The organism is Fischerella sp. JS2, from assembly GCF_032393985.1.
Taxonomy (GTDB): Bacteria; Cyanobacteriota; Cyanobacteriia; order Cyanobacteriales; family Nostocaceae; genus Fischerella.
The window spans coordinates 6,205,258-6,230,043 of record NZ_CP135918.1; the positions used below are offsets into that span (position 1 = coordinate 6,205,258).

The window sequence follows — 24,786 nt, forward strand, 5'->3', positions numbered from 1 at the left end:
TTATACTTTCGTAAGTATATATTTTTCATAAACTTGTTATTAACATTTCGCAGCATTGACAACCCTACCCCCTTTTGCCGCAAAATGATGCGGCTTACCTTTTTAGTCTGCTCTGATGTCTGTGTGAAATGACCATTGACCGTGCCAATTTTAGATTTTGGATTTTGGATTACTCAATCTAAAATCGCATATCTTAAATCCAAAATCGATTGACCTGACTACAGAATATATTGGATAGGCAAAGGACTACACACTCTCATGCTGTGGCTCTAACTCAAAGCAAGATTTCCTAGTCAATGGATACTGCCAAGGAGAAAAACCTCATGAATACAACTGTCAGCATTTTTACAGAAATTCCTGAAACACTACACGAATCTCTCAAAATTTACTTAGAAAAGCATCCTGATTGGGATCAAAATCGAGTTTTAACAGCTGCGCTGTCGTTGTTTTTACTCCAAAATGGGGATAGCGATCGCCGTGCTGCTCGTGTATACTTGGAAACTTTATTCCATCACTGCTAAGTATAAATATTTTTGACTAAATTATGCCTAGAAGCTAATTTAGGAGACAGCTTGGTCATAGGTGCTTCAATTAAGTAGTGCTATAGTATAGATAATGCTCTTTAGGTAACATTTAAAACTTAGTATCCTAAAAGAGCCAAGTTTTCGTGAATAGAAGCGGCCATTGGTTTAGGATAAGCATCAAAACCAAAAAGTCAAGCAAAGCTGTGTAAAATTTTAAGTACTTGCTTTAGGTAGCAAAACTACTGACTCTTTAATTGCACCTGTGTAAATATCCGTAAAATTCAAGTGCCAATCACCAAAATGTCGTCAAGATTGCTTAGATGTAGCTATCCACCAAAAAGACAAATTTGATAATTGAGCGGCGGCTTCCGCCGCTCCCAGTTTATACTTTGTTAATTGTTGTTTGTTGATTGTTGGTTATGTTGACAAACAACTACCAACTACCAACTACCAACTAACGACGATTGACTATTGTGGTTTGTCAGGCTGTTGAGATTGAGGAGGACATTCAAATTTGTAGCCAACACCACGTACAGTCTGAATTAATGCTGGCTGGCTAGCATCAGCTTCTATTTTCTTGCGAATTTGACCTATGTGTACATCCACAACCCGTTGGTCGCCGACGTATTCATAATCCCAAACTTCCTGGATTAGTTCAGCTCTTCGCCAAACTCGGCCTGGATGGCTAGCTAAAAAATGCAACAAGTCAAATTCTAAGGCAGTTAAAGGTACTGGTTCATGATTGAGCGTTACCTCTCGCCGCACCGGGTCAATCATCAACTTTTCAAAGATAAGGCGTTTTTGTTCTGCTGTGGTTACAACCCGCTGACGCCGCAAAATAGCTGCAACTCTGACTTCCAGTTCTCCCAGACCAAATGGCTTGGTGAGATAGTCATCAGCACCTTTAGAAAAGCCGCGAATCTTGTCAGCTTCATCTGCACGGCTAGTTAACATCAGAACAAAAACACCATTGCGGCTTTGCATTTCTTGGCAGAGGTTAAAGCCGATTACGTCTGGTAAATTAACATCCAAAATGACCAAATCTGGATTAAATTGCTCAAACAGAGCTAGAGCAGTTTTACCATCTTCAGCAGCCTCCACCTGATAGTTCTGCTTCATCAAAAAGCGTTGGATTAAATTCCGAACCGCAGGGTCGTCATCAACTACAAGAATCTTGGCGGGAGCCATGACCATCACTTTGCACAAAAATTTAATTAGGATAAACATACAGGTTGCGTTAAAAACGCATTACCTGCTTAGGAGAAAATAAAATCTACAAGGTTAAGGCATAAATTTCCTGATAATCCAAATATTAGTTTAATCAGGATTTTCGACAACTAGAGTGCGAATATTATCATAATGCTACCCTAAAGTGTTTTAGGGTAATAGTTGTTAACCTTGGTTTATAGTAAGTAGATGCTCTCACTTCAGCCGCAAAGCTAAGTCAAGTAAAATACTTTTGTATCTTACTTACTTAGTATTTTCAACGCTATCAATTTTAAATCTATATGCGACTTTATGGCACAAGGGAATGTAAGACTTCCTAATTAAAACTGAATCAAGGTACAGTCAATAACCAAATTTGAAATATAAAAGGTATTTCTTTCATAAAAGAAAGGCTTTTAGGTATTTTTAACTCAAATTCTAGAGTAGAGCTTGAAATTATGAACGACATGAGGGGATACACGGAGTTATGGCAATATGTTAAAGTGTCTATAGTTAAAACTACCAGGTCGATTCTGCTTACCCATGCTACTATCCAGGTATGATATATAAATCGACCGAAACATTGGTTTCGACTGACACAAAATCTCGAGTTATTTTTTCTGCAAATTTAAAGACTGCTGCCGAGTAAGGCTAAAGTAATAAACTCACCATGAGCGAGCAAAGTCCCTACGAAAAACTTGGGGTATCTGAAGAAGCTAGCTTCGATGAAATTCAAGATGTTCGTAATCGCCTCTTGCAGCAATATAGCGGCGATAGCAAGCGTGTAGAAGTCATCGAAGCAGCTTACGATGCGATTTTGATGGATCGCTTGCGGATGCGCCAAGAAGGAAAGATTAAAGTACCTGAACGTATCCGATTTCCAGAACGCCTTGTACAAGCACCACCTAAAGAAACTCCCGTCCCTCGCGAACAGTCACCTGCCTGGCTGCAAAAGTTTATAGATAAACCAACACTAGCAGATGTGCTTTTACCTAGTATTTGGTATCTAGGTTTAAGTGCTATAAGCGTATTTTATCCAGGTGGTGGCGATCAAATTTTATCGATGGCGTTAGTGGTTGGTGTAGGTATTAGTATTTACTTCATTAATCGTAAGCAAGGTAAGTTTGGTCGAGCAGTTTTATTTATCCTATTTGGTTTAATTACAGGTTTAATTGCCGGAGGAATGATTGCTAGTTGGGTAATCCCACAAATACAGCAGTTTGTTACTCTGACACCAAATCAGTTTTCTACGGTATTGACTTTTGTCTTGTTGTGGTTGATTAGTAGTTTCTTTAAGTAATAGGTAATAGGTAATACTTCTCGGTTAATGGAAAAAAGGGCAAGGGAAAGAATAAATACCCTTACGCCTTCACACAAAGGTGGCTCTTAAGAGCCGCCTTTTGGTAATAGGCAATAGTAATGAATGACCCAATTACCAAGTTCCAGTTAGTTGTAACGCTCGCTCTAAAACTAAATCAACAGCTACACCGAAATCCTTGACAATAAGATCTGGCTGATAAAGTTTTAATTGTGCGCGATCGCGAATACCACTTTCCACAGCAATTGCTTTTATACCGTGCTTTTTAGCAGCAGTAATATCTGCTTCTGTGTCTCCTACCATCCATGTATCTGTAGCGATTGGTAGTTCTTTTAATGCTCGTGCCATTAATAAGGGTTTATCATCAATGTCACGGGTTTTTACATAATCATTACTCAGACAATAACAGCGATTTTTAGGGAAAAATTTACCTAAATCATACTGTTTGAAAGCATAATCTAGCTCCCAGACTCGGCGCATAGTCATAACCGCTAAATCAACACCAGCCTGTTGAATTTTTAACAACGCATCCACTGCACCAACTGCTAGGCGATCATGCTGGAAATAAGGTTCCGTATGTACTGTTTTACGGCGCAGGCTAGAAAAGTCTTTTGCTTGTAACTCATCCAAACCAGAAACCATACCAATTTGTGTTTCTGGCACGCGTTCGCGCTTCATTTGCCAAAATTCTGCTTTAGAAAGTTCTTGCACTTTTTGCCCAGGACGGCGGATTTCCTCTAAGCAGAACTGATATACGCGATAATATCGTTCTGAGACATCGATAATTGGGCCATCAAAGTCTGTAATAAGTCTTAACATTTTTTTGAAAAATAACATTAAAATTTATCTTTAGACTAGCCCAGATGTAGTGGTGTCTGAGTTTTAAATATTTGATGAATGTGTTTAGAATTACTAATCAGATATGAGTTTGCGATCAATATTGTGAGCTACAGACTAACTACAAGCGTTACCGCAGTTAAGTACTTTCTTGCGGCAACACCAAAAGATGAATAGAATAATAGGGAAAAGGGGATTGGAGATATACTATGCCTACTGTTTATTTAAAAGGTGGAGAAACTGTAGAAGTCAACCTAGAAGAATTAGAAGATTATCTATACGAAAATCAGAAGCATATTGAAACTCGGCGTAAGAAACTGCGTAGACCTCTAACCAACAGTGCTACAACTTTTACTAGCAATAAATAATTACTGTTACGTTAGGCAAATATTCTGCTTCAAACTCTCCATTAGCAAGTTGGTCTTTAGTTCTAGCAAAGTAAACATTACAACCTATAAAAATTCTGTATTCCGTCATTTTCTCGTCATTTGGTGATGGAATGTATTCTTTCTCCTCTCCTAACTCTGCATAAACATAAAGACCCCGTTTACCTCTTAGATATCCGTAACAGCAGAAATTTGCCAGATGAGTGTTCGTAAAGCCCAGTACGCACTGAAGTTTCTTTGCGAAGCAGGTTTTTTAATTCAGGAAAAGCGTAAAGAGAATAAATCACAGCCGTGAATGGGCGAAGCCAGAAGATTTAGAAGCAATTCGAGAAAGAGTTACAGGTTTTAAGAGAAAGCGTACTAAGGATAAAAATAAATCAGCGAAATCTAAAGATTCTGCAACGGAAAAACATAGTGAAACTGAGAATTTAAATTCACCAGCTGCTTAGAATCATGTGTAGTGCCTTTTTTGGGGCTTGTATCAAACATAGCCCCAATTCCGGTTTCTTGCCTCTATTAAAGTATTTATTAACCCATAAAGATACCTAGTACCAAAGTAAAATCACCACCTACTACCCTCTACTCCCTAATCTCTAACAAGCTACCGCGTTTAATTTGTTCTCGTTCGATCGCTTCAAATAAAGCTTGAAAATTGCCTTCACCGAAACCTTGAGCTTGGCAACGGCGTTCTATAAATTCAAAGAAAAAAGTGGGCTGTCCAAAAATAGGCTGGGTGAAAATTTGCAGTAGCAAAGCATGGGGAGTCTTTTGGTTCCAGTCCACCAAAATTTCTTGTTGAGTGATCGCTTCTAGTTCTGCACTAGAAAGGGGAAATTCTGGACGTTCTTTGAGCTGCAAATAATAGCTTTGGGGAACTGGGAGCAAGGATAAACCACAAGCACGAAATTTAGCGATCGCACTTACAATGTTCGCAGTTTGTAAAGCAATATGTTGAATTCCTGGACCTTGATTAACATTTAGAAATTCCTGAATTTGAGAATTAGCTGAAGCGGGTTCATTAATTGGCAATTGGACATCGCCGTAGCGAGAAACCATCACTTGGCTGTACAAAGACGAGTAATCGGTTTGAATTTGAAATGTCTGCTGGGGTTGAAAATCAAGGATTTTTTCATACCAAGTCACTGCACGTTTTAGATCACCCACTGCAACATTGAGGACAATGTGATCTATGGCGGTGATCGAGTGGTGGGGTGATCGGGTGGTGGGGTGGTGGGGTGAAATCTTCTTATCTTCCCTTTTTTCTATCAACGTATGTGTCAGAGAACCCCAAGCAGCTATTTTGCTCCACTTAATGTATCTGTCTCCATATTGATAGTGTTGGATGGGTTGTAAGACTTTAGCACCGTATGCTTGAGCGCGAGCGATCGCTGCTTCTACATCTTCAATGACAAAAGCAACATCTGCCACACCGGGGGGATGCTGGCGCAGAAAATCTGCGACTGGACTTGTAGGTGAAAGTGGTGAAGACAACAAAAAGCAAACAGAACCACTTTTAATTGCTTCTGTACAAGTGTGAAAACAACTCTCGTTGTTTGTATATATAAAGGGGGTTAAAAGTGTCGAACTTTCAACCGCCTGAAAACCAAGATGACTGACAAACCAATCACGCCAAGCTTTGGCATCTTCCACGTAAAAGTGAACCCAATTAATTTTCATAAGCTAGGAGAATCCAGCACGACAGCCTATCTGTCTCGTTATTTTGCCTTTTTTGCTGGATTTTCTGGTCATTCCTAAGCAAGATTATTTGTTATTAGTCAATTGTCAATTCTCAATTGTCATTGGTTAGTGGTTAGTAGTTAGTAGTTATTCCCCACTCCACCCTACGGGAAGCCTATGAGCGTGTCTACACACTCCACCCTTACCTTAAGCCTATGAGCGCATGGCAGATGACGCCACGTGCTTTATGCCGGGAGAAGAGTCCACCGCACTGCCTCGTCTACACACTCCTCACACTCCCCATCACCCCACCACCCCATCTCCACTACTTCCACTAAACTTCAGTACCTATTGCCAACCGCACTCCCCAAAACAGAATTAAAGTTGCGATCGCTAGCCAGTCGCGTTTTTTGAGGCGTAAGTCGTGCCATTGAACCCGATGTTCATTAGGACTGGTAAAACCTCTGACCATCATGGCGTTTGCCATTTGTTCTGCTCTCAGTAGCAGGTTCTGCAAAAGTCTTTCTGCTACAAGCATCCAAACTTTAACTGCTCCTTTTAATCCTAATTTTTTCCAATTGATTGCTCTTGTCATGATCGAGCGAACTAAATTCTGTACTTCTTCTAAAACCAAAGGTATAAAACGTAATGACAAAGTCAACATTAAGGTGATTTCAGTCACAGGTATATTAAACCTTTGTAGTGGTTGCATTAAGCTTTCGAGCGCAGCTGTGATTTCTTCTGGAGCAGTGGTCAACAAGTATAAATTAGTACTATAAATCACAGTAAATAAAATAGTACTCAGGCTGATTGCTAAATCTAAAGAACGACGAGTTACTTTTATTACCCCTTTTTCAAATAGTACGTAACTATATTTTTGCTGATTGTGAGTGGGTAAAGTTTCAATAGTTGGAGCAGGAGTAGTAGAAGTAGTAAGATTTGATTGCTCGGTTAGGATAAAATCGTTTTCTGGCAGGCGGGGTTGATAGCTTATACCCAAACCATCAGGGCTAATAGCAGCAATCACTAACACAAAAAAGCATAGCATTAATAACCAACCCATCTGCTGCTGCCAAACTCGCTTGGGAATTCTAGCGATTAAGGTAGCAAGAATCAACAATATAACCAGTAATACCCGCCATAAGTTGTTAGCAAAAATGTAAGTAGTCAGAAAGCTCATCAACCAGATAAACTTGATACGCGGATCGAGTTTGTGTAACCAAGTTTGTGGTTGTTCTAAATAAAGACCTATTGGTAGCGATCGCAGTAAATCCATTTCTCAATTTTAGATTTTAGATTTTAGATTTTGGATTATTGAACTACTTGTAATTTCCAAGATTTATGATTTTAGACAGGTTTACCCAATCTAAAATCCAAAATCCAAAATCCAAAATTCTAGACGCGGGCAGCTCTGTTATTATTAGCATTTTCCACATCTCGAGCTTTTTTACTCCGCCAGATCAATCGGATTGGAGTACCCTTGAATCCTAGTTGTTGCCGGAATTGTCGCTCGATATAGCGACGGTAGTTATCATTAAAACGTTTAGCATCATTGACAAACAATGCTATTGTAGGTGGCTGAGTGCTAACTTGCGTACCGTAATAAATTTTGCCCTGTTTGCCACTGCGACTGACTGGTGGGGAATGCCAGCGAACAGCTTCTTCGAGAACTTCGTTGATTACTGAGGTGCTGACGCGGCGCTTGTGTTCCGCAGCTGCCTGATTTACCAATTCCAAAATCTTCTCTACCCTTTGTCCAGTCAAAGCGCTGACAAAGATGGTTTCTGACCACTCAGTAAAATGCAACCTTTCTTGTAAATGTTTTTCGTAATCGTAGATGGTGTAAGAGTCTTTGTCTACCGCATCCCACTTATTCACCACAACAACACAGGCCCGTCCTTCTTCGATTACCCGTCCGGCTAACTTTTGGTCTTGTTCTGTGACACCATCAATAGCATCGATTACCAATAAAACGACATCAGCGCGACGAATTGCTTTAAAAGCGCGATTGATACTAAAAAATTCCGGGCCGTATTCTACGTTTTTCTTTTTGCGAATTCCGGCGGTGTCAATCAAACGATAGGTTTGTCCATTACGTTCAATTTCAGTATCAATTGCATCACGAGTTGTACCGGAAATTGGGCTCACAATCGCTCTTTCTTCACCAACCAAAGCATTCAACAAGCTTGATTTGCCTACATTTGGACGTCCGACAATTGCGATTTTGATTTCATCTATATCTGGAAGATCCTGGACTGGCTGTAAATAATTTACCAGTGCATCTAGTAAATCTCCCGTACCACTACCATGAATAGCAGAGACAGGAAAAGGTTCACCTAACCCTAAATTCCAAAATTCGGCAGCTTGGATTAAACCTTGTTCTGGAGATTCACATTTATTCACAGCCAACAGTACGGGTACAGGTTGTTGTCGTAACCATGTAGCGATTTCTTCGTCAGCGGCTGTCGGGCCAGTCAAGCCGTCAACTACAAAAATAGCCGCACTAGCTTCTCCAAGGGCGGCCATAGCCTGTTGGCGAATTAGTGGTAAAAATTCAGTATCATCATTAAAGACTAAACCACCAGTATCGACAACCATAAATTCACGATCGCGCCAAAAGGCGTTTAAATATGTGCGATCGCGTGTTACTCCTGGTTGGTCATAAACAATAGCAGATTGCTCCCCTGCCAAACGATTGACAAGAGTAGATTTGCCCACATTTGGGCGACCAATAATAGCTACGATAGGAAGTCTCATAAGCTGATGCAGAATACTGCAAATCTTTATTGTAGCGATTAGAGCTGAGCTTTTTGTCTGTTTACTATTTAATTAGTAGAAATAACAGTCTGCAAAGCGATAATATATCTGTGTACCCTCTGGGAAGCCCCCTTGGGGATATCTATGTTAACCAAAAATAATTGGACAATTGCTAAAAATCTAATTTTGCTTTTCAATTTACATTCGACTTAAATTATATTTTTAATAATTAATTGTTCATCAGTTAAAGGTTTCCTAATTTATACTTCCTCATTTTTAATTCAATACCAACTGCTAAAAAAGTTTTTCTTCCTATTAAGAAAGATGACTCAACAACGGGAATTTCCTGATTGGAATAATTTGTATCAAGAACGGCAAGTGGAAACTATGCCTTGGTATAATCCAGATATAGATGCTGATCTGGAGCAAGCTTTAATTGAGTTCAAGATTGTTTCTGGAATAGTATTGGATCTCGGAACTGGGCCGGGTACACAGGCGATCGCATTAGCGAAAAAAGGTTTTCGGGTGACTGGGAGTGATATTTCTGAAGCTGCGATCACTCAGGCTAATAGTAAGGCTAAAGAAGAAGGTTTAGATGTTAGTTTTATACAGGATGATATTTTTAATAGTCATTTGAATCAAGAGTTTGATTTTGTGTTTGATCGGGGCTGTTTTCATGTATTTCATCCTGATTTAAGACAGGATTATGTTCGGATTGTGCACAGTTTGATTAAGCCCAAAGGTTATTTGTTTCTGAAATGCTTTAGCCATTTGGAAACAAGGGAAGGAGGCCCTTATCGATTTACACCGGAAGAAATCAAGCAAATTTTTGGCGATCGCTTCCATGTAAGATCTATTCATGAAACGGTTTATCAAGGTACTCTCGACCCATTGCCCAAGGCGTTATTTAGTATTTTGCAAAAAATTTAAATCTCTCAATGCTTGCTGTACAAGGAAAATTACGTTTTTGTTTAATTGGTAGGGCGGTATCCTTGAAGCTAAAAGCAAAGAGAGCAAAATCTATAATGAATACAAATTTCTCATTGACTTCTTTCCCCATACTGGAGACTAAACGCCTCCTTTTGCGTCAAGAAAACTTAGCAGATGCTGAAGCTGTATTTGCAGTGTTTTCTGACCCAAAAGTAACTCAATTTCATAACCTTGCCACCTTCTGGGAAATTGAGGAGGCATTCGGTCTTATTAAGCGACGGGCAAAACGATTGGAAATTGGGTGTGGAATACGGTGGGGAATTACGCTTAAGCAAGACAACACCTTAATTGGTTCCTGTGGTTTTACTTGGGATAAACAAGCATGTGGTGCTGATATAGGTTATGAACTTGCTAGCATCTATTGGAGACAAGGCATTATGACAGAGGCTTTACAAGCTATTCTGCAATTTGGGTTTGAGGAGATGGGCTTGCAGTTTGTTGTTGCCGAAGTCATGTTGAATAACATTGCTTCTAAGAAACTGTTGGAAAAGTTAGGATTTCAAAGTCAGGGTGTGCTGTTTCAGCACGGATTTTGGAAGGGGCAGTATCATGACTTGGAGCGGTTTATACTAATCAAAGTTGAGAGTAATATAGGTTAACCTAAACTTGGAGTCAAAGTGATGCGATCGCCCTTAATTTTACCAAAGGGACGTGCTTTTCTCCAAGGATCAAAGGTGATTTCCCTCTCCTGGCGCTGATACAATTTCTTTGGTAGGTAAGGTCATAGTAATTTTTTTCTGCCGATAGTTTCTATCTTGACTGAAATGTATAAAAGTGCGATCGCTTTGAAGTAACCATAACTGCCAAAATCTCTCAAAGAGAATATTCTGGAACACTTTGCAGTAGAATGAGACCTTTAGAGAGAGGAGGGCAAAAAGTGACTCGGGTCATCATCGTGCGCCACGGTCAAAGCACATATAACACTGAAAAGCGTATTCAAGGGCGCACCGATGCGTCTAAATTAACTGAAAAAGGTTGTAACGATGCCAGCTTAGTTGGCAAAGCCCTCAGTAATATTTCATTCAATGCTATTTATAGTAGTCCCCTACAGCGAGCCAAACAAACAGCAGATATCATCTGGCAAGCTTTAGAAAATAACTCTGGGCAGTCTGTTGTTCCTCAAACTTCCAATCTGCTGCTAGAAATTGACTTGCCTTTGTGGGAGAAAATGCTGGTAGCGGAAGTTAAACAGAAGTTTGCGGAAGATTACCGCATCTGGAAGGAATCACCCCATCAACTACAGATGCTTGTTCCAGACAGTGAGGGAAATAGCCGAGAACATTATCCTGTTTTAGCTTTATACGAACAAGCACAGCAATTTTGGCAAGAAATTCTGTCCCGTCATCAAGGGCAAACTATCTTAATAGTAGGGCATAACGGCATTAATCGAGCTTTAATCAGCACAGCACTAGCAATTTCTCCATCTCGCTACCATTCCATCCAGCAATCTAACTGCGGCGTTAGCGTCCTGAATTTTGCAGGTGATTTAGGAGATACAGTGCAGCTAGAATCTATGAACCAAACGCAACACTTGGGAGATATTCTCCCCTCTTTGCGACCAAACCATCAAGGTGTGCGTTTATTGCTGATCCGCCACGGCGAAACTGAGTGGAATCGCCAAGGTAAGTTTCAAGGTCAAATTGATGTTCCTCTCAATGACAATGGTAGGCTACAGGCACAAAAAGCCGCCACATTTCTCAAAGATGTGGAACTTGATTTTGCCATCAGCAGCCCGATGTTACGTCCGAAAGAAACCGCCCAAATCATCTTACAGAACCACAACAGTATCAAGTTAGAATTGCAAAATGGTTTTAGAGAAATTAGCCACGGACTTTGGGAAGGAAAATTAGAATCAGAAATTGAACAAGAATTTCCAGGGGAGTTGCAGCGCTGGCGAACAACACCAGCCCAAGTACAAATGCCCGCAGGGGAAAATTTGCAACAGGTATGGCAACGCAGCGTCGCAACTTGGCAATCAGTTGTAGAAGCAGCATTGGCAAACCAACTCCAAACCGGGATAGTCGTTGCTCATGATGCTACTAACAAAACCCTGCTTTGCCATATTCTAGGTTTATCACCAGATAATTTCTGGAATTTCCGTCAGGGTAATGGTGCAGTCAGTGTTATAGACTACCCTTCAGGATTAAATGGTTTACCAGTGTTGCAAGCAATGAATATTACCACTCATTTGGGTGGAGGGGTGCTAGATCAGACCGCAGCAGGGGCGTTGTAAGAGTTATGCTATGACAAGTGAATTATTACAACAAGTACGGATTATTGACCCGGTTTCTGGCACTGACCAAGTAGCTAATGTGCTGATTGATAATGGTTATATCCAGTCAGTAGCAAATAGTATTTCTAATGTGCCAGAAGACACTTACGTCCAAGACTGTCATGGGTTAGTCTTAGGAACAGGGTTGATAGATTTGTATAGCCATTCTGGAGAACCGGGATTGGAAGAACGGGAAACCCTTTGTTCTCTACTACAAGCAGCGACGGCTGGTGGCTTCACAAGAATTAGCATCTTACCCGACACATCCCCGGCTATAGATAACCCGGCAGTGGTAGCGCAGTTGTTGGAATTGGGGAGATGGGGAGAAAAAAGCACCCCACCACCCCGTCACCCCACCACCCCATCACAAAAACCCTATCTCAACATCTGGGGTGCGATCACTCTTGATGTTGCTGGTAAGCAAATGACGGAGTTAGCAGATTTAGCGGCGGCGGGGGTAGTCGGTTTTGCCGATGGTCAGCCTTTGGAAAATACGGCACTGGTACGGCGAGTGTTAGAGTATCTCCAGCCCTTGGGAAAGCCTGTGGCACTTTGGTGTTGCGATCGCCAACTCAGGTCTAATGGAGTCATGCGCGAAGGTCCAGACTCTCTGCGCTTTGGTTTGCCAGGAAATCCTGCTGCTTCTGAAACCTCGGCAATCGCTGCTTTGATAGAATTGGTAGCTGCGACGGGGACACCAGTACACATTATGCGCGTTTCTACTGCCCGTAGCGTCGAATTAATCGCATCGGCAAAAAACCAAGGCTTACCAATCACCGCTAGCACGACTTGGATGCATGTTTTACTTGACACAGAATCACTTAAGAGCTATAATCCAAACTTGCATTTAGAGCCGCCCTTGGGTAATCCCAGTGATTTGTTAGCATTGCGGCAAGCAGTACGTACAGGTATTGTAGATGCGATCGCCATTGACCACGCCCCCTATACCTACGAAGAAAAAACTGTTGCATTTGCCGAAGCACCACCGGGGGCAATAGGTTTAGAGTTAGCGCTACCTTTGTTATGGCAACATTTGGTAGAAACTGGGGAATTTAGCGCCCTACAATTGTGGCAAGCATTGAGTAGCCGTCCAGCAGAGTGTTTAAAACAGAATTTGAGTGCGATCGCTCCTGGACAAAAGGCAGAATTAACATTATTTGATCCGCAGCAAAGCTGGAAAGTTGACAGACAAAATCTTTGTACCCTCTCACAGAATACACCTTGGTTAGGACAACAGTTGACAGGTAGGGTAGTGAAAATTTGGATACCTTAGTTGTAGCTTGGCATAAAATCATGTGTTTTGAAACGCAGAGGAGCGCAAAGGTAGCGCAGAGGAGCGCAGAGCGTTTTTAAGTTTTATTAGTGGCGAATTTTGGTGATGTTGTAACTAGTAAACACTACCTTTTTCATTGGAGGGTAGCGGCGGTTATCCTCCTTCCATTTTTGGTAAAAACTACTATAATTACTTAGACAAGACAAAAATTCGTAAAATCAAGCTACGCCTAACTGTGTTTACAACTGCACTTATTCAACGAGATCAAACCCAACCGGGTGCATTACCACTAGATTTATTTGCGGCGATCGAGAGTTTAAAAAAAGAATTGAATGCGGTTATCCTGGCTCATTATTATCAAGAGCCAGATATTCAAGATATTGCAGACTTTATTGGCGATTCTCTACAACTTTCTAAAGCAGCAGCTGATACTAATGCTGATGTAATCGTCTTTGCTGGCGTTCACTTCATGGCTGAAACAGCCAAGATTCTCAATCCCGATAAAATGGTGCTGTTACCAGATGTGAATGCTGGTTGTTCTTTAGCAGATACCTGTCCACCAAAAGAGTTTGCAGAATTTAAAGCAGCGCATCCCGGACATTTAGTAGTTTCTTACATCAATTGCTCTGCTGAAATTAAGGCAATGAGCGATATTATTTGTACCAGTTCCAACGCTGTCAAAATTGTGCAGCAGTTACCCAAAGATCAACCGATCATTTTTGCCCCTGATCGGAATTTGGGACGGTATGTGATGGAACAGACTGGGCGAGATATGGTGTTATGGCAAGGTAGCTGTATCGTCCATGAGACTTTTTCGGAAAAGAAAATCGTCCAGCTGAAAATAGCACATCCAGAAGCAGAAGCGATCGCACATCCAGAATGTGAACCTGCTGTTTTGCGTCACGCTAGTTTCATCGGTTCTACAGCTGCTTTATTGAAATATTGTCAACAAAGTCCGACTCAAGAATTTATTGTGGCTACGGAACCAGGAATTATTCACCAGATGCAGAAAGCTGCACCATCCAAGCATTTTATTCCTGCGCCACCAATTAATAATTGCAACTGTAATGAATGTCCGTTTATGCGGTTAAATACTTTGGAAAAATTGTATTTGGCAATGAAAAATCGTGCGCCAGAAATCACCATGTCTGAAGAGATACGCCTAGCGGCGTTGCGTCCAATTCAACGGATGTTGGAGATGAGTGTTTAGGTAAATTTAATTAGTAGTGGAGATGCGATTTTGTCGCGTCTCTACACATTTTTATCAATTTAGGTTAAAAGAGTAAAATCATGTTAGGTTTTGAGCGAATTACATTTGACCCGCATATTATGGCTGGACAGGCTTGCATACGCGGAATGCAATTCCCTATTTCATTAATTTTGAATTTAGTGGCGAATGGAAAAACTGTAGCAGAAATTTTAGAAGACTATCCCTATTTAGAAGCAGAAGATATTCAGGAATCATTAATGTATGCTGCATGGTTAGCACGTGAACAGGTTTTCCAAATAAGATAAACTTGGTTTTGCTTTGCTCTAGCTGATTTACCAACTTTAAATGTTGATTACTTGGGGTAAATGCTTTTTGAAAGTAGCGTCAGAAATGCAATTCATTGTAATCTATAGACAAAGGGGAGCATCCCAAATTTTTCAAAATACACAACGAAATAGCTCTGATTAACACTCTGCGTTTCTTTGCGTCAACCTCTGCGAACCTTTGCGTTTAATAATAAGATAAATCTGGGAAATAACCTAATAATCAAAAATAATTTAAAATTTACTTTTCTCGGCTTCTTTCTGCGCCGCTTCACTATATTTCTTATACAATTTAGTCCGAATTTGTGCTTCTTGATAACGACTGTGACTAGGTGGGACATTACCCATTAAATCAGAAGCTCTTTGCCAGTTAGCTGCTATTTCTAACCATTGGGTTGAGGTTTTAGCTGTTTTTCCTGTATCGGAAGCTTGGTTAGCAATTCGTACTGCAATTGTAAATGAATCTTCTGAGTTTGAAGATTTTTTTGTTGTGACTAGAGAACTTGCGGTTTCTGGTATTAAGGGATTTTGTAACTTACCATTTAACACGGCATAAATAACCGAGCTTAATAAGACTAACAGTAAGCTTAAACTTAAATAAAAGAATCTCCAGCCCCAAGCAGAATTCTTGGATTTATTATTAATTGGTATTGGTTGAGATAATTGAGTTTTACTTAAATATATTTTTCCTGATTCCGATTTTTGCTCTTGGTAATTCTTAATTAATTGTTGGAAAATGCTAGGCTGTTCTAATATGATTTCTTCCGACCACAGCAATTGGTTTTCTGGATCACGCATAATTTCTTCTAACCATAACAATTGCTGTTCCTGGACTATGCGACTGTTGATATTGACTTTACGAATGTTACGGGGTTTGATTAACTCCAGTATTTGCTGAATTTGCTTCACTAAAGTTGATTGCTCTAGTTTATCTAGAGTGGAAGCCTCGCATAAAATTTGTAATATACCATCATGATAAATGGCTCTGGTTCTAACACCAGAATTTGCTAGTCTTTCATTTAACACTTGAATAATCGCAGCAACGCTACCCTGACGTGCTTGCCAAGCGATATCATTGGTTCTGTTTACCGTCATGTGTGGAAAGTACGATCGCTTTTCAGCCTAATTATTAATCGAAAAATCAGTGGAATATATTTAGACTTGTGTTGGATACAACAAAGCCTGTACTCGATTGTATAAGTAAAAACACTAGCTTGCCAAATGTAGCTTGAAAATGGGTGTGGGGAGTAAGGGTGTAGGGGTGTGAGGGGTGTGAGAAGTAAAACAACTAACCAATGTACAGACGCGAGGAACATCGCGTCTCTACCTACTAACCACCAACAAACTAGAATCAATATCTTCCAACTTGGTGCAACCGCTTAATGCCATTGCCAAATCAAGTTCATTGCGTAAAATTTCGAGAACGTGATCCACGCCAGCTTGTCTGTCTACAGCTAATCCCCACAACACAGGACGCCCGACAAGTACAGCTTTTGCCCCCAAGGCTAGAGCTTTAAGAATATCAGTACCTCTGCGGATACCACCGTCTACAATCACTTCAGCACGTCCATCTACAGCTTTGACTACTTCAGCTAAAGCATCCAAGGAAGCGATCGCACCATCTAGTTGTCGTCCACCATGATTAGAAACAATGATCACCTTCGCGCCACATTCAACAGCACGCACAGCATCATCACCGCGTAAAATTCCTTTAATTGCCAAGGGCAAGGGAGATATAGATTGTAACCATTCTAAATCCCGCCAAGTGACTGAAGGATCGAGTTGCTGGGCAAAATAAGTAAATAACCCAGATTCTCCCTGTTGATCAGGGATGTTGAGTCCGGAAAGGGTGGTAAGATTCGCGAGTTGCAAACCTGGTGGTAGGGTGAATTGATTACGTGTATCTCTCTCCCGTCTCCCAAGCACAGGTGCATCGACAGTGACGCACAGCGCTTGATAACCTGCTGCATCAGCACGTTCTACTAAAGTACGGGTGAGATTGCGATCGCGATGGATATATAACTGAAACCACAAAGGTGCATCTGGAGTTTGCGAATGATAAACTTGGGCGACTTCTTCAAGAGTTTTGGTAGACATCGTACTCAACACCATACCCACACCTGCACTCGATGCAGCTTTGGCTGTTGCTAATTCTCCATCAGGATCAGCAAGACATTGAAATGCCATCGGTGCAATTAACAGAGGCATTTGCAGAGGTTGATCTAAAATCTTGGTTGTGCAGTTGCGGCTACTCACATCGACTAGCACACGGGGACGAAGTTTGATTCTGTCGAAAGCAGCGTGATTATCGCGCAATGTGATTTCATCCCAAGCCCCACTAGCATAGTAGTCCCAAGCCATAGGAGACAAGCACTTCTGGGCTTGCTGTTCATACTCGAATAAGTTCAGTGGTTTGGTGAAGTACTTTTCTGATTCTTCCACTACAACTCCAGGATCAAATTAAGTAATTGGACAAAATTAAATTCTTTTGTGAAGAGAAGGAACAGAACAGGCACAAATCAATATCTCAAATACTGTTGCGCCCATAATGCTGCTTGAGTGCGATTTTGTACTCCAAGCTGGCAAAGAATTTGAGTGATGTAGTTTTTTACCGTACCTTCAGTGAGATAGAGTGTCTGAGCTATTTCTCGATTGTTTTTCCCTTGACCCAACAACATTAACACTTCTAATTCACGTTCACTGAATAAGTGTTGGTAGCTTGTTGGTTTGGGCGCAGGAGGGTTGATTTGAGCAAAGACTTTAGGGGCGATGGTTGGGCCTAGTTGGCTATATCCCTGATTTAGGGTACGGATTGCTGCTGCTAGTTGCCCAGAGGGAGTACTCTTGAGTAGATAACCCAAAGCACCTGCTTGTAGTGACTGCCAAATGTATTCATCTTCATCAAAGGTTGTTAGTACCAAAATTCTGATCCAGGGATAGCGTTGGTGAATTTCACGAGTGGCAACTACCCCATCACAAACAGCCATCCGTACATCCATCAAAATCACATCTGGCTGGAGTTTTTCAGTTAGGGCGATCGCTTCATTACCATCATTGGCTTCACCGACAATTTCTAAATCTTCTTCTAGTGACAACAAGGATGCTAATCCTTGCCGAAATAAATGTTGATCATCTACAAGCAAAAGCCGAATCATCGAGGGACTGTGATCAAAATATGAGTACCTTGACCAGGGACACTTTTAATATTCAGCTTACCATCCAGTATTTGTACCCGCTCTTGCATTCCCCGTAGTCCAAAACCAGAATGGGGGAAATCAGGATCAAAGCCTTGTCCGTCGTCTTCTAACTCCAGAATGATGGCATTGATAGTAGACTGTCCTCGGAGAATGACACTAGAGGCATGAGCGTGTTTTTGAATATTGGTCAGCCCTTCCTGAATAATGCAGTAAAGTTGATGACTAGTTTGCAGAGGTAATGGTGGTAAATTTATATCCGCCTGCACTATTAAGGATTGGTTTTGCTGGATTTGCTTGACTAGGTTCCTGAGTGCTTGATTGAGATCAAAATCTGAGCGGCGCATTGTTTGTACAGCGCGACGCACATCTTGAAGGCATTGACTAGAAAGATGTTTGGCAGTGTCCAGTATTTGTAGAGTTTGAGCAGAATTACGTTGGTGTAATTTCTGGGCTAGTTCTAGCTGAACATCAAGAGTAGTGAGGGTATGACCAAGAGAATCATGTATTTCACGAGCTATACGAGTACGTTCTAAGTCTGCTGCTAAAGTTTCCACTTCCTTGGCTAAAATTTCTGCTCTGTGTCGGCTTTTGCGCTCCGCAACAATCACAAAGCCCAGTAAAATTACAAACAGGCTAGCTCCTATGTAATCTAGCAAACTAGTCAACAAAATCGCCTTAGCGTCATATACATGCTCTGAGCCATGAGATTGAAGTTGAGCAACAGTTTCTGTTATGCGTTGTGGAAGATACCAAGCTTCACCAGACAAGTAGCCAATTCCCGTAAAAATCACTGTCAGGATGACATCTCTGCGGCTGAGAAAAAAGCAACTCTTGGCAAGAACAAAATACATAAGATTGTAAACCAAAAACGCAGCCAGACAGCAGAGACAATTAATATTATTTCTACAGCAATGAAAGCTCTTCTTTGCCAAAGTGGACGCTGAAGCGGAAAAATCAAACTGAGGAAAAAGAACGCAATATTAAAAGCAATAAATAAGGGCAGTGAATGCGGGTGTTCTTGAAAATAATTGCTGATCAAGCCAGAAAAGAGATTTGCTAGCAAGATCACCCATTCTACCCATCGCAATATCCAACAAAAAGAGAAAACACGGTTTGCGAACAGCTTCATTGAACTAGAGGCAGCGAAATATCTTCACGGTTCACATCATGCAAGATTCTGTTGAATTTAAAACATGACTTTCGTCATGAATTTTAGATGACTTTCGATAAAGCGATCGCGAAGTTTACTTCGATACTCTGATGGGGAGATGATCGTTTCTTAGGAAAAAGCAAATGAAGCGCAAGATTATTTTCAACTCTTTTGCTATATCAGTTCTTGTAACTAGTTTAGTTATTTCTTCTAAATCTGGAGCTGAACCAGCATCTGTCTTTAGACCTTTAATTAATGATATTCGCACTCAGTTACCAAAGGGATTGAAAATGCGTTTGCCTGACTCTCTGCCTCCCGCAGCCTCCAAGGTCAAGCTTTATCCCTACATTGCTTCTGATAATAAAGTCTTTGAAGTTCGCCTGGCAAATACACCAGATTGTTCTGCTTCCAACAACCCTTCTGCTTGTACTGCTGGAGGGTTTGGCGTTTTCACTCCAGAGGTATCTAAAAATTGGCCTCCTAAAGGAGACAGTATCACTCCAGTAGATTTGGGACATGGTATTAGTGGCTTTTATATTACCAGAGGTCAAGGAAATAGCATCAGCCAATACGTTTTTTGGAAACAAGAAGGACTGGAATACGTAGTAGGATTGGGAGGAGGTTCAACTCGGGATGTGTCTCAGCAGCAGATGATAGATATGGCTATTTCAATGGTAAATGAACCTGCGATTACTAGTGAACAATGATGCAGCGATTAGTAAAACATAAAATCTGTGTAGTTTACAATATATATTGAGATGTTATTCAACACATCTTGATATATAGTATTCCTAAATCATGAGTTAACAATTAGATCCCCTATTTCTTTAAGAAATTGGGGATCTGAATATCTCAATTTTTGCAATTTCAATTCCAAACAATAATCAACACAATCAATTATCAATAATTTATCGATTGAAAGGTACTCTAATTAATTGATATGCGCCACTTTTTCCTAAACTTTGATAACTGTTTGGTTGCAAACCCATTTCTGGAAACTTTTTCGGTTGAGCTAAAACTAAAATTGAATCAGATTGTGTTTTATTCCCAGCCTGATTTTTCACATAATCTCCTGCGGCTGCACTCATTTTGATGTAATTTACAGGACGTTGGCTGTAAAAAACAACGGTGGGTTTTTGAAAGCCAACCATGACTAATTCTTCACCTGGTTTTTCGGCTTGGACTGCGATCGCTGCTAATTCTCTTAAAGGTAACTGACGCTGTTGATCTATCAAAAACAAAGCTGGAGTCAGGACAAAAATTAAAGACAGCGCAAACGCCAACAAATTCACACCAATCAAATGACGCCAACGGCAACGCAGTATTACCACTGCCAATACCACTGCACACGCTAACCAGATTACGCCTCCCAATGTTGTCAAACCTGACTGTTGCAGCATTTGGCGAAATTGTGGTGCAGCCGGATCAGCACCTATTAACCGGGGTACGTAGAACAGTGCTACTGCGATCGCTGATACAAATACTACATTGACCCAGCCAGTCCAGAGGAAGGAGGAGGGGGAGGGTGAGGGAGGGGGAGGGGTGGGGGGAGTGTGTAGACGCGTAGCGGCTTCCCGTAAGGGTGGAGTGGGGGAAGTAAAGACATCTGTTTGTTCTTTTATTCTGTTATCTTTGAGCAAATCACTCCACAAAAGTCCTACTAGGATGGCTGCTGCTGGCATTAAGGGTAAGACGTAGCTAGGAAGTTTGGTGACGGCAATGGTAAAAAAGCCGAAAATGCTTACAAACCAGAAAAAGGCAAATAAACCAAGTTGTTGCGATCGCTCTTGAGAACACCAATACTTGCGCTGCCAAAATTTCAACCTTGCCATTGATAACGGCAAGTACACTGAGTATGGAGCAAAACCCAGTAATACTACCAAAAAATAAAAATACCAGGGAGCTCTATGACCATTGACTACTTCTGTAAAGCGTTCAATATTGTGATAGCCAAAAAACGAGTTAATGTAATTCCAGCCATTGCGCCAAATCACTAGCACGTACCAAGGCAGTGATAAGCCCAAAATAATCACCATACCTAGCAAAAGGCGCATTTGTTGCACAACCTCTCGTAATTTGCCTAGATAAAGCAAAAACGCGCCGATAATCAGCCCTGGCAAAACAATGCCCACCGGGCCTTTAGTCAAAATTGCACCAGCAATTAGTACGTAACAAGCTAGATACCATTTATTGGGGAGGTGGGGATTAGGGGCAGTGGGGGGAGTATGGGGAGTGTAAGGAGTGTGAGGAGTGTGATATTCTCCGTGTCCTCCTTGTCCCCTGTCCCCGATCCCCGATTCCTCCTGACTGGCATATCCCAAAAAAAAGCACAACAATGCTGATCCTATGCAGCCAGTGAGCAGCATATCCGAGACACCTGTTCTTCCCCAAACAATCATTTCGGGATTAAGTGCCATTACAGCTGCTACTATGCCAGCAGTTAACCAGCGCCTGGAAGGACGAAAAACTTGTTCTAAGGCATCTTGTTTTGCCAGTTGCCATTGCACAGTGTAAAAAGCCAAGCTAATTACAGCCATTGCCGCGATCGCACTTGGTAGACGTACAGCCCACTCATTTACACCAAAAATACTGTATGCGATCGCCTGACACCAGTAAATCAAAGCAGGCTTATCAAAGCGAGTTTTACCATTGAAAAACGGCGTGATCCAATCGCCTGTTACATACATCTGGCGGGAAGCTTCGGCAAACAAAGGTTCGGTTTCATCTATTAGCCCAATACTGCCCAAATGCCAAAAAAATGCGATCCCACCAACTAAAATCAACCATAAAGCTGAAAGTGCGATCGCAAAGGCTGGACGTTTGCCAATCCTAGTTAACAACTGGTCAAGAGCGCGAATTGTCATTGAGTCACAAGTCAATAGTCAATAGTCAATAGTCAATGGTCAAGGGTCACTAGTCAATAGTCGTTTAACTGTAATTTTTTGTTCTTTGTTTTCAGAAGCAATGCTAAAAATGCTAAATAAGTAGCCGTCATGAACTGGGTACATCAAAATTAATGAAAAACCTCACCTCTTCCCCCTCTCCTTGGTAAGGAGAGGGGTTCCGACAGGACGGAGTGAGGTTACTTTCAAGTCATACCCATCAACTATTGACTGAGAATCAACTCCCATTCTTGCTTTTGTGGGTTCCACACAGGGGCAGGAGTTTCGCCAACCACGTAAGGTCCCCAGTAGCGACGGGAACCATCCTGTGCAAAGGCAACTAAAATATCTCCCTTTTCAATTTTGATGCTACTGTTAGGTAGCGATAAAATCAGACCCTTTTCACTACCTTCTCCTGGGGCAAAATCCCAATGTGCTGGAACTGCATAGCTTTGTTTAGAATTACTTTTAACTCCCGCTTTCCGTGCTAGTAAAGCAAGGCGGACTGGCTGTTCGGTTTGATTACTCATGCGTAAAATTCCCTGGCCTGTTGCTTTGACCGTTGAGCCTTGATGATATGTAAATAAAGATTTTGACGGTGTCGGTACAGAAGAATTTAAAGTAGAAGCGATCGCAGTTTCTGAGTGAGTGTTTGTAGGAGATTCAGAGGGTTGATCCGCCTCAAAGGATACTTTAACTTCATAGCACCCTACAGACAGCAATAGCAATCCCAAGCAGGCAGCTGCGAGAACAGCATGACGGTAGATTGGCAATTTCATATTGATAATTATTACAAATAAGTATTTTTTCTAGGCTCGTTCAAGATACTAGCCCACTGTCTACAGCGATCATTGATTCAGTGAACATTAAAACTATGTCACCAATCACAAATAACTAGTAACTGGTTTAATTGCCGATACTAGCTTTTTGAGAATTAAGGGCAATATGTATAATCTGTGTCATCATAAGCATCAATATCGAAGGAAGTTAGGAAAAAATTCCTTGACGCTTCATTTCTTCGCTTTAGCTCAAAATGATGATATTATGCATTAATTTTTGTGTTCACCCTAAATCCAAAACAACTTCAAATCATATCCACATAACTTTATGCTAAACCTAATATCTTTAAGATGGGAATATCTGATCAAATTTTGCTCAAAGTCCTTCTCAGGCTGGGTATGGGAGTATAAGAGTATAGCAGTGTAAATATTGAGGAAAAACACTTTTTTACATACCTATCCTCTTAAACACTGACATTTCTACTGTTTTAAGTAGTATCTCTATCATGCAAAATACTCGTCTCAACAACTTATTCAATGTACTTACTAGGCAGTTAGCACAATGGGTTCTCAATCCTTGGCGACGCATATCTATATTAATAATCAGTTTCTTATTCGGTTTTTTTCTTGGAAGCGCAGTAGCAACTACAGCTGGACAAACAGCAGAATGGGATATTGTAGTGGCTGGAACTTTAGTGTTAGCAACAGAAATTGCCAGTAGGATATTTTACCATCGTAGCGTCTTGGCACGACAAGTCTTCTGGTCGCAAGCACTTAACTACCTGAAAGTTGGTCTCACCTACAGTTTATTTTTGGAAGCATTTAAGCTGGGATCGTGAGGAGTGTGGAGAGATGGGGTGATGGGGAACTCGGGGTCTCCTGGAGGGGATTAGGGGCTGTGGGGAGTGTGTAGACGCGCAAGCGTCTTCCCGCAAGGTGGAGTGGGGGGAGTGTGTAGACGCGTAGCGGCTTAAGGTAAGGGTGGAGTGGGGGGAGTGTGGGGAGTAAGTCATGTAAAAGAACAACTAACTACTATTGTACAGACGCGATGTTCCTCGCCTCTGTACCTACTAACTACTAACTACTAACCACTAACAAATGACAAATGACTTATTCAAATCTGTCTATCCTGATGTGCTGGAATTTTGCCAAACTCATCTTCAGATGCAGCCCCAAGTTGTATCCGAGGTGTTGCGTAATGTGTGGCTACCTTTGGCTACAAAGTTAGTATCCCATCGACAGCAACTAAATCGTCCACTGATTCAAGGTATTTTGGGAGGACAAGGAACAGGTAAGACTACTTTGTGTCGGGTATTAGCTTTGATTCTTGAACAGTTGGGATATGATAGCCTGAGTTTGTCTTTGGATGACCTCTACAAAACCTATCGCGATCGCCAAATTCTCAAACAGTATGATCCCCGCTTAATTTGGCGTGGTCCACCAGGAACTCATGATGTTGAGTTAGGCTTAACTGTACTAGACAAAATTCGTAGCTGTGAACTGCCAGTGTCAGTGCCTCGCTTTGATAAGTCAGCATACAACGGTGCAGGTGATAGAACTACCCCAGAAATTGTGACAAATGCAGACATTGTATTATTTGAAGGTTGGTTTGTTGGTGTACGCCCAATTGCTCCCAGTGCATTTGATCACCCACCGTCGCCGATTCTGACTCCCGAAGATCAAGCTTTTGCCCGTGATATCAATCATAAACTGCGTGATTATCTGCCACTGTGGGAAAGATTAGATAGCTTAATTGTGCTGTATCCCAAAGATTACCGACTTTCTCTAAAGTGGCGCCAACAAGCCGAACAGCAAATGATTGCTCTTGGTAAGCCAGGTATGACAGATACAGAAATTGAGAAATTTGTCAAGTATTTTTGGTGTTCTCTTCACCCAGAATTATTTATCAAACCCTTAGTTGAATCTCCAACACTAGTTGATTTAGTAATTGAAATCAACTCCGATCATAGTTTTGGTAATATCTATACACCAAACAATTCATAAT

At 41.2% G+C, this 24,786-nt stretch carries 23 protein-coding genes; 12 read left to right on the top strand and 11 right to left on the bottom strand.

The window, feature by feature from the left end:
- Window positions 1-323 precede the first annotated feature (323 nt).
- Window positions 324-521, top strand: coding sequence for a DUF2811 domain-containing protein (locus RS893_RS26605; protein ID WP_009454132.1), 198 nt, complete (start codon window positions 324-326; stop codon window positions 519-521).
- 471 nt (window positions 522-992) lie between these two features.
- Here the strand turns inward: RS893_RS26605 and RS893_RS26610 are convergent, their stop codons facing one another.
- Window positions 993-1,712, bottom strand: a complete 720-nt coding sequence (locus RS893_RS26610) for a response regulator transcription factor (RefSeq protein WP_039990638.1) — start codon at window positions 1,710-1,712, stop codon at window positions 993-995.
- Window positions 1,713-2,400: 688 nt separating this feature from the next.
- Between RS893_RS26610 and RS893_RS26615 the strand changes: the two genes are divergently transcribed.
- Window positions 2,401-3,030 (top strand): CPP1-like family protein, encoded by a 630-nt coding sequence (locus RS893_RS26615; RefSeq protein ID WP_315788605.1) that lies wholly within the window; start codon window positions 2,401-2,403, stop codon window positions 3,028-3,030.
- A gap of 132 nt (window positions 3,031-3,162) precedes the next feature.
- Here the strand turns inward: RS893_RS26615 and RS893_RS26620 are convergent, their stop codons facing one another.
- Entirely contained in the window at window positions 3,163-3,867 is a 705-nt protein-coding gene (locus tag RS893_RS26620; protein WP_315788606.1) for an HAD family hydrolase, read from the bottom strand.
- A gap of 227 nt (window positions 3,868-4,094) precedes the next feature.
- Between RS893_RS26620 and RS893_RS26625 the strand changes: the two genes are divergently transcribed.
- Window positions 4,095-4,253, top strand: coding sequence for a hypothetical protein (locus RS893_RS26625; protein ID WP_315788607.1), 159 nt, complete (start codon window positions 4,095-4,097; stop codon window positions 4,251-4,253).
- Between the two features lie 597 nt (window positions 4,254-4,850).
- Here RS893_RS26625 and hppD read toward each other — a convergent pair.
- The 3 genes from hppD to der all read right to left on the bottom strand — a co-directional run bounded on the left by hppD (window position 4,851) and on the right by der (window position 8,705).
- Window positions 4,851-5,948: a 4-hydroxyphenylpyruvate dioxygenase gene (gene hppD / locus RS893_RS26630; RefSeq protein WP_315788608.1), complete on the bottom strand. Its 1,098-nt coding sequence runs from the start codon at window positions 5,946-5,948 to the stop codon at window positions 4,851-4,853.
- A 334-nt stretch (window positions 5,949-6,282) separates the two neighbouring features.
- Window positions 6,283-7,224, bottom strand: coding sequence for an energy-coupling factor transporter transmembrane protein EcfT (locus tag RS893_RS26635; RefSeq protein ID WP_315788609.1), 942 nt, complete (start codon window positions 7,222-7,224; stop codon window positions 6,283-6,285).
- Window positions 7,225-7,343: 119 nt separating this feature from the next.
- Window positions 7,344-8,705: a ribosome biogenesis GTPase Der gene (gene der / locus RS893_RS26640; protein ID WP_315788610.1), complete on the bottom strand. Its 1,362-nt coding sequence runs from the start codon at window positions 8,703-8,705 to the stop codon at window positions 7,344-7,346.
- Window positions 8,706-9,029: 324 nt separating this feature from the next.
- Between der and RS893_RS26645 the strand changes: the two genes are divergently transcribed.
- From RS893_RS26645 to RS893_RS26670, 6 genes are all read left to right on the top strand, one after another.
- Window positions 9,030-9,635 (top strand): class I SAM-dependent methyltransferase, encoded by a 606-nt coding sequence (locus tag RS893_RS26645; protein ID WP_315788611.1) that lies wholly within the window; start codon window positions 9,030-9,032, stop codon window positions 9,633-9,635.
- A gap of 95 nt (window positions 9,636-9,730) precedes the next feature.
- The gene (locus tag RS893_RS26650) at window positions 9,731-10,294 is read left to right on the top strand and encodes a GNAT family protein (protein WP_315788612.1); all 564 of its coding nucleotides are present in this window, start codon (window positions 9,731-9,733) and stop codon (window positions 10,292-10,294) included.
- Window positions 10,295-10,572: 278 nt separating this feature from the next.
- A complete protein-coding gene (locus RS893_RS26655) occupies window positions 10,573-11,928 on the top strand; it encodes a histidine phosphatase family protein (protein ID WP_315788613.1) in 1,356 nt (451 codons plus the stop codon).
- Between the two features lie 10 nt (window positions 11,929-11,938).
- Entirely contained in the window at window positions 11,939-13,240 is a 1,302-nt protein-coding gene (locus RS893_RS26660; protein WP_315788614.1) for a dihydroorotase, read from the top strand.
- Between the two features lie 235 nt (window positions 13,241-13,475).
- Window positions 13,476-14,450 carry a quinolinate synthase NadA gene (gene nadA, locus RS893_RS26665; protein WP_315788615.1) on the top strand — a complete coding sequence of 325 codons (975 nt, stop codon included), beginning with the start codon at window positions 13,476-13,478 and terminating at the stop codon, window positions 14,448-14,450.
- 80 nt (window positions 14,451-14,530) lie between these two features.
- Window positions 14,531-14,755, top strand: a complete 225-nt coding sequence (locus tag RS893_RS26670; protein ID WP_315788616.1) for a DUF433 domain-containing protein — start codon at window positions 14,531-14,533, stop codon at window positions 14,753-14,755.
- Between the two features lie 252 nt (window positions 14,756-15,007).
- Here the strand turns inward: RS893_RS26670 and RS893_RS26675 are convergent, their stop codons facing one another.
- The 4 genes from RS893_RS26675 to RS893_RS26690 form a co-directional block, all read right to left on the bottom strand.
- The gene (locus RS893_RS26675) at window positions 15,008-15,868 is read right to left on the bottom strand and encodes a hypothetical protein (protein WP_315788617.1); all 861 of its coding nucleotides are present in this window, start codon (window positions 15,866-15,868) and stop codon (window positions 15,008-15,010) included.
- A gap of 228 nt (window positions 15,869-16,096) precedes the next feature.
- Window positions 16,097-17,215 (bottom strand): alpha-hydroxy acid oxidase, encoded by a 1,119-nt coding sequence (locus tag RS893_RS26680; protein WP_315788618.1) that lies wholly within the window; start codon window positions 17,213-17,215, stop codon window positions 16,097-16,099.
- A gap of 77 nt (window positions 17,216-17,292) precedes the next feature.
- Window positions 17,293-17,928 carry a response regulator transcription factor gene (locus RS893_RS26685; RefSeq protein WP_315788619.1) on the bottom strand — a complete coding sequence of 212 codons (636 nt, stop codon included), beginning with the start codon at window positions 17,926-17,928 and terminating at the stop codon, window positions 17,293-17,295.
- Window positions 17,925-18,821 carry a sensor histidine kinase gene (locus tag RS893_RS26690; RefSeq protein WP_315788620.1) on the bottom strand — a complete coding sequence of 299 codons (897 nt, stop codon included), beginning with the start codon at window positions 18,819-18,821 and terminating at the stop codon, window positions 17,925-17,927. Before RS893_RS26690 ends, RS893_RS26685 begins: the two co-directional genes overlap by 4 nt.
- A gap of 442 nt (window positions 18,822-19,263) precedes the next feature.
- Here RS893_RS26690 and RS893_RS26695 point away from each other — a divergent pair, with 442 nt between their 5' ends.
- The gene (locus tag RS893_RS26695) at window positions 19,264-19,827 is read left to right on the top strand and encodes a hypothetical protein (protein ID WP_315788621.1); all 564 of its coding nucleotides are present in this window, start codon (window positions 19,264-19,266) and stop codon (window positions 19,825-19,827) included.
- Between the two features lie 201 nt (window positions 19,828-20,028).
- Here the strand turns inward: RS893_RS26695 and RS893_RS26700 are convergent, their stop codons facing one another.
- Entirely contained in the window at window positions 20,029-21,984 is a 1,956-nt protein-coding gene (locus tag RS893_RS26700; RefSeq protein ID WP_315788622.1) for a glycosyltransferase family 39 protein, read from the bottom strand.
- 242 nt (window positions 21,985-22,226) lie between these two features.
- Window positions 22,227-22,781, bottom strand: coding sequence for a hypothetical protein (locus tag RS893_RS26705; protein ID WP_315788623.1), 555 nt, complete (start codon window positions 22,779-22,781; stop codon window positions 22,227-22,229).
- A 506-nt stretch (window positions 22,782-23,287) separates the two neighbouring features.
- Here RS893_RS26705 and RS893_RS26710 point away from each other — a divergent pair.
- Window positions 23,288-23,620 carry a DUF565 domain-containing protein gene (locus tag RS893_RS26710; RefSeq protein WP_315788624.1) on the top strand — a complete coding sequence of 111 codons (333 nt, stop codon included), beginning with the start codon at window positions 23,288-23,290 and terminating at the stop codon, window positions 23,618-23,620.
- Between the two features lie 259 nt (window positions 23,621-23,879).
- Complete coding sequence (locus tag RS893_RS26715; protein ID WP_315788625.1) at window positions 23,880-24,785, top strand: glycerate kinase; 906 nt, start codon at window positions 23,880-23,882, stop codon at window positions 24,783-24,785.
- The last annotated feature ends 1 nt before the right edge of the window (window position 24,786 follow it).

Bases quoted from the DNA above. Each gene is read 5' to 3' on its own strand.
- RS893_RS26645 (WP_315788611.1), top strand. From the start codon at position 9,030: ATGACTCAACAACGGGAATTTCCTGATTGGAATAATTTGTATCAAGAA.
- RS893_RS26635 (WP_315788609.1), bottom strand. From the start codon at position 7,224: ATGGATTTACTGCGATCGCTACCAATAGGTCTTTATTTAGAACAACCA.
- RS893_RS26705 (WP_315788623.1), bottom strand. From the start codon at position 22,781: ATGAAATTGCCAATCTACCGTCATGCTGTTCTCGCAGCTGCCTGCTTG.
- RS893_RS26700 (WP_315788622.1), bottom strand. From the start codon at position 21,984: ATGACAATTCGCGCTCTTGACCAGTTGTTAACTAGGATTGGCAAACGT.
- hppD (WP_315788608.1), bottom strand. From the start codon at position 5,948: ATGAAAATTAATTGGGTTCACTTTTACGTGGAAGATGCCAAAGCTTGG.
- RS893_RS26625 (WP_315788607.1), top strand. From the start codon at position 4,095: ATGCCTACTGTTTATTTAAAAGGTGGAGAAACTGTAGAAGTCAACCTA.
- RS893_RS26715 (WP_315788625.1), top strand. From the start codon at position 23,880: ATGACAAATGACTTATTCAAATCTGTCTATCCTGATGTGCTGGAATTT.
- RS893_RS26620 (WP_315788606.1), bottom strand. From the start codon at position 3,867: ATGTTAAGACTTATTACAGACTTTGATGGCCCAATTATCGATGTCTCA.
- RS893_RS26615 (WP_315788605.1), top strand. From the start codon at position 2,401: ATGAGCGAGCAAAGTCCCTACGAAAAACTTGGGGTATCTGAAGAAGCT.
- RS893_RS26660 (WP_315788614.1), top strand. From the start codon at position 11,939: ATGACAAGTGAATTATTACAACAAGTACGGATTATTGACCCGGTTTCT.
- RS893_RS26695 (WP_315788621.1), top strand. From the start codon at position 19,264: ATGAAGCGCAAGATTATTTTCAACTCTTTTGCTATATCAGTTCTTGTA.
- RS893_RS26610 (WP_039990638.1), bottom strand. From the start codon at position 1,712: ATGGCTCCCGCCAAGATTCTTGTAGTTGATGACGACCCTGCGGTTCGG.
- RS893_RS26710 (WP_315788624.1), top strand. From the start codon at position 23,288: ATGCAAAATACTCGTCTCAACAACTTATTCAATGTACTTACTAGGCAG.
- RS893_RS26675 (WP_315788617.1), bottom strand. From the start codon at position 15,868: ATGACGGTAAACAGAACCAATGATATCGCTTGGCAAGCACGTCAGGGT.
- der (WP_315788610.1), bottom strand. From the start codon at position 8,705: ATGAGACTTCCTATCGTAGCTATTATTGGTCGCCCAAATGTGGGCAAA.
- RS893_RS26650 (WP_315788612.1), top strand. From the start codon at position 9,731: ATGAATACAAATTTCTCATTGACTTCTTTCCCCATACTGGAGACTAAA.
- RS893_RS26690 (WP_315788620.1), bottom strand. From the start codon at position 18,821: ATGTATTTTGTTCTTGCCAAGAGTTGCTTTTTTCTCAGCCGCAGAGAT.
- RS893_RS26685 (WP_315788619.1), bottom strand. From the start codon at position 17,928: ATGATTCGGCTTTTGCTTGTAGATGATCAACATTTATTTCGGCAAGGA.
- RS893_RS26670 (WP_315788616.1), top strand. From the start codon at position 14,531: ATGTTAGGTTTTGAGCGAATTACATTTGACCCGCATATTATGGCTGGA.
- RS893_RS26605 (WP_009454132.1), top strand. From the start codon at position 324: ATGAATACAACTGTCAGCATTTTTACAGAAATTCCTGAAACACTACAC.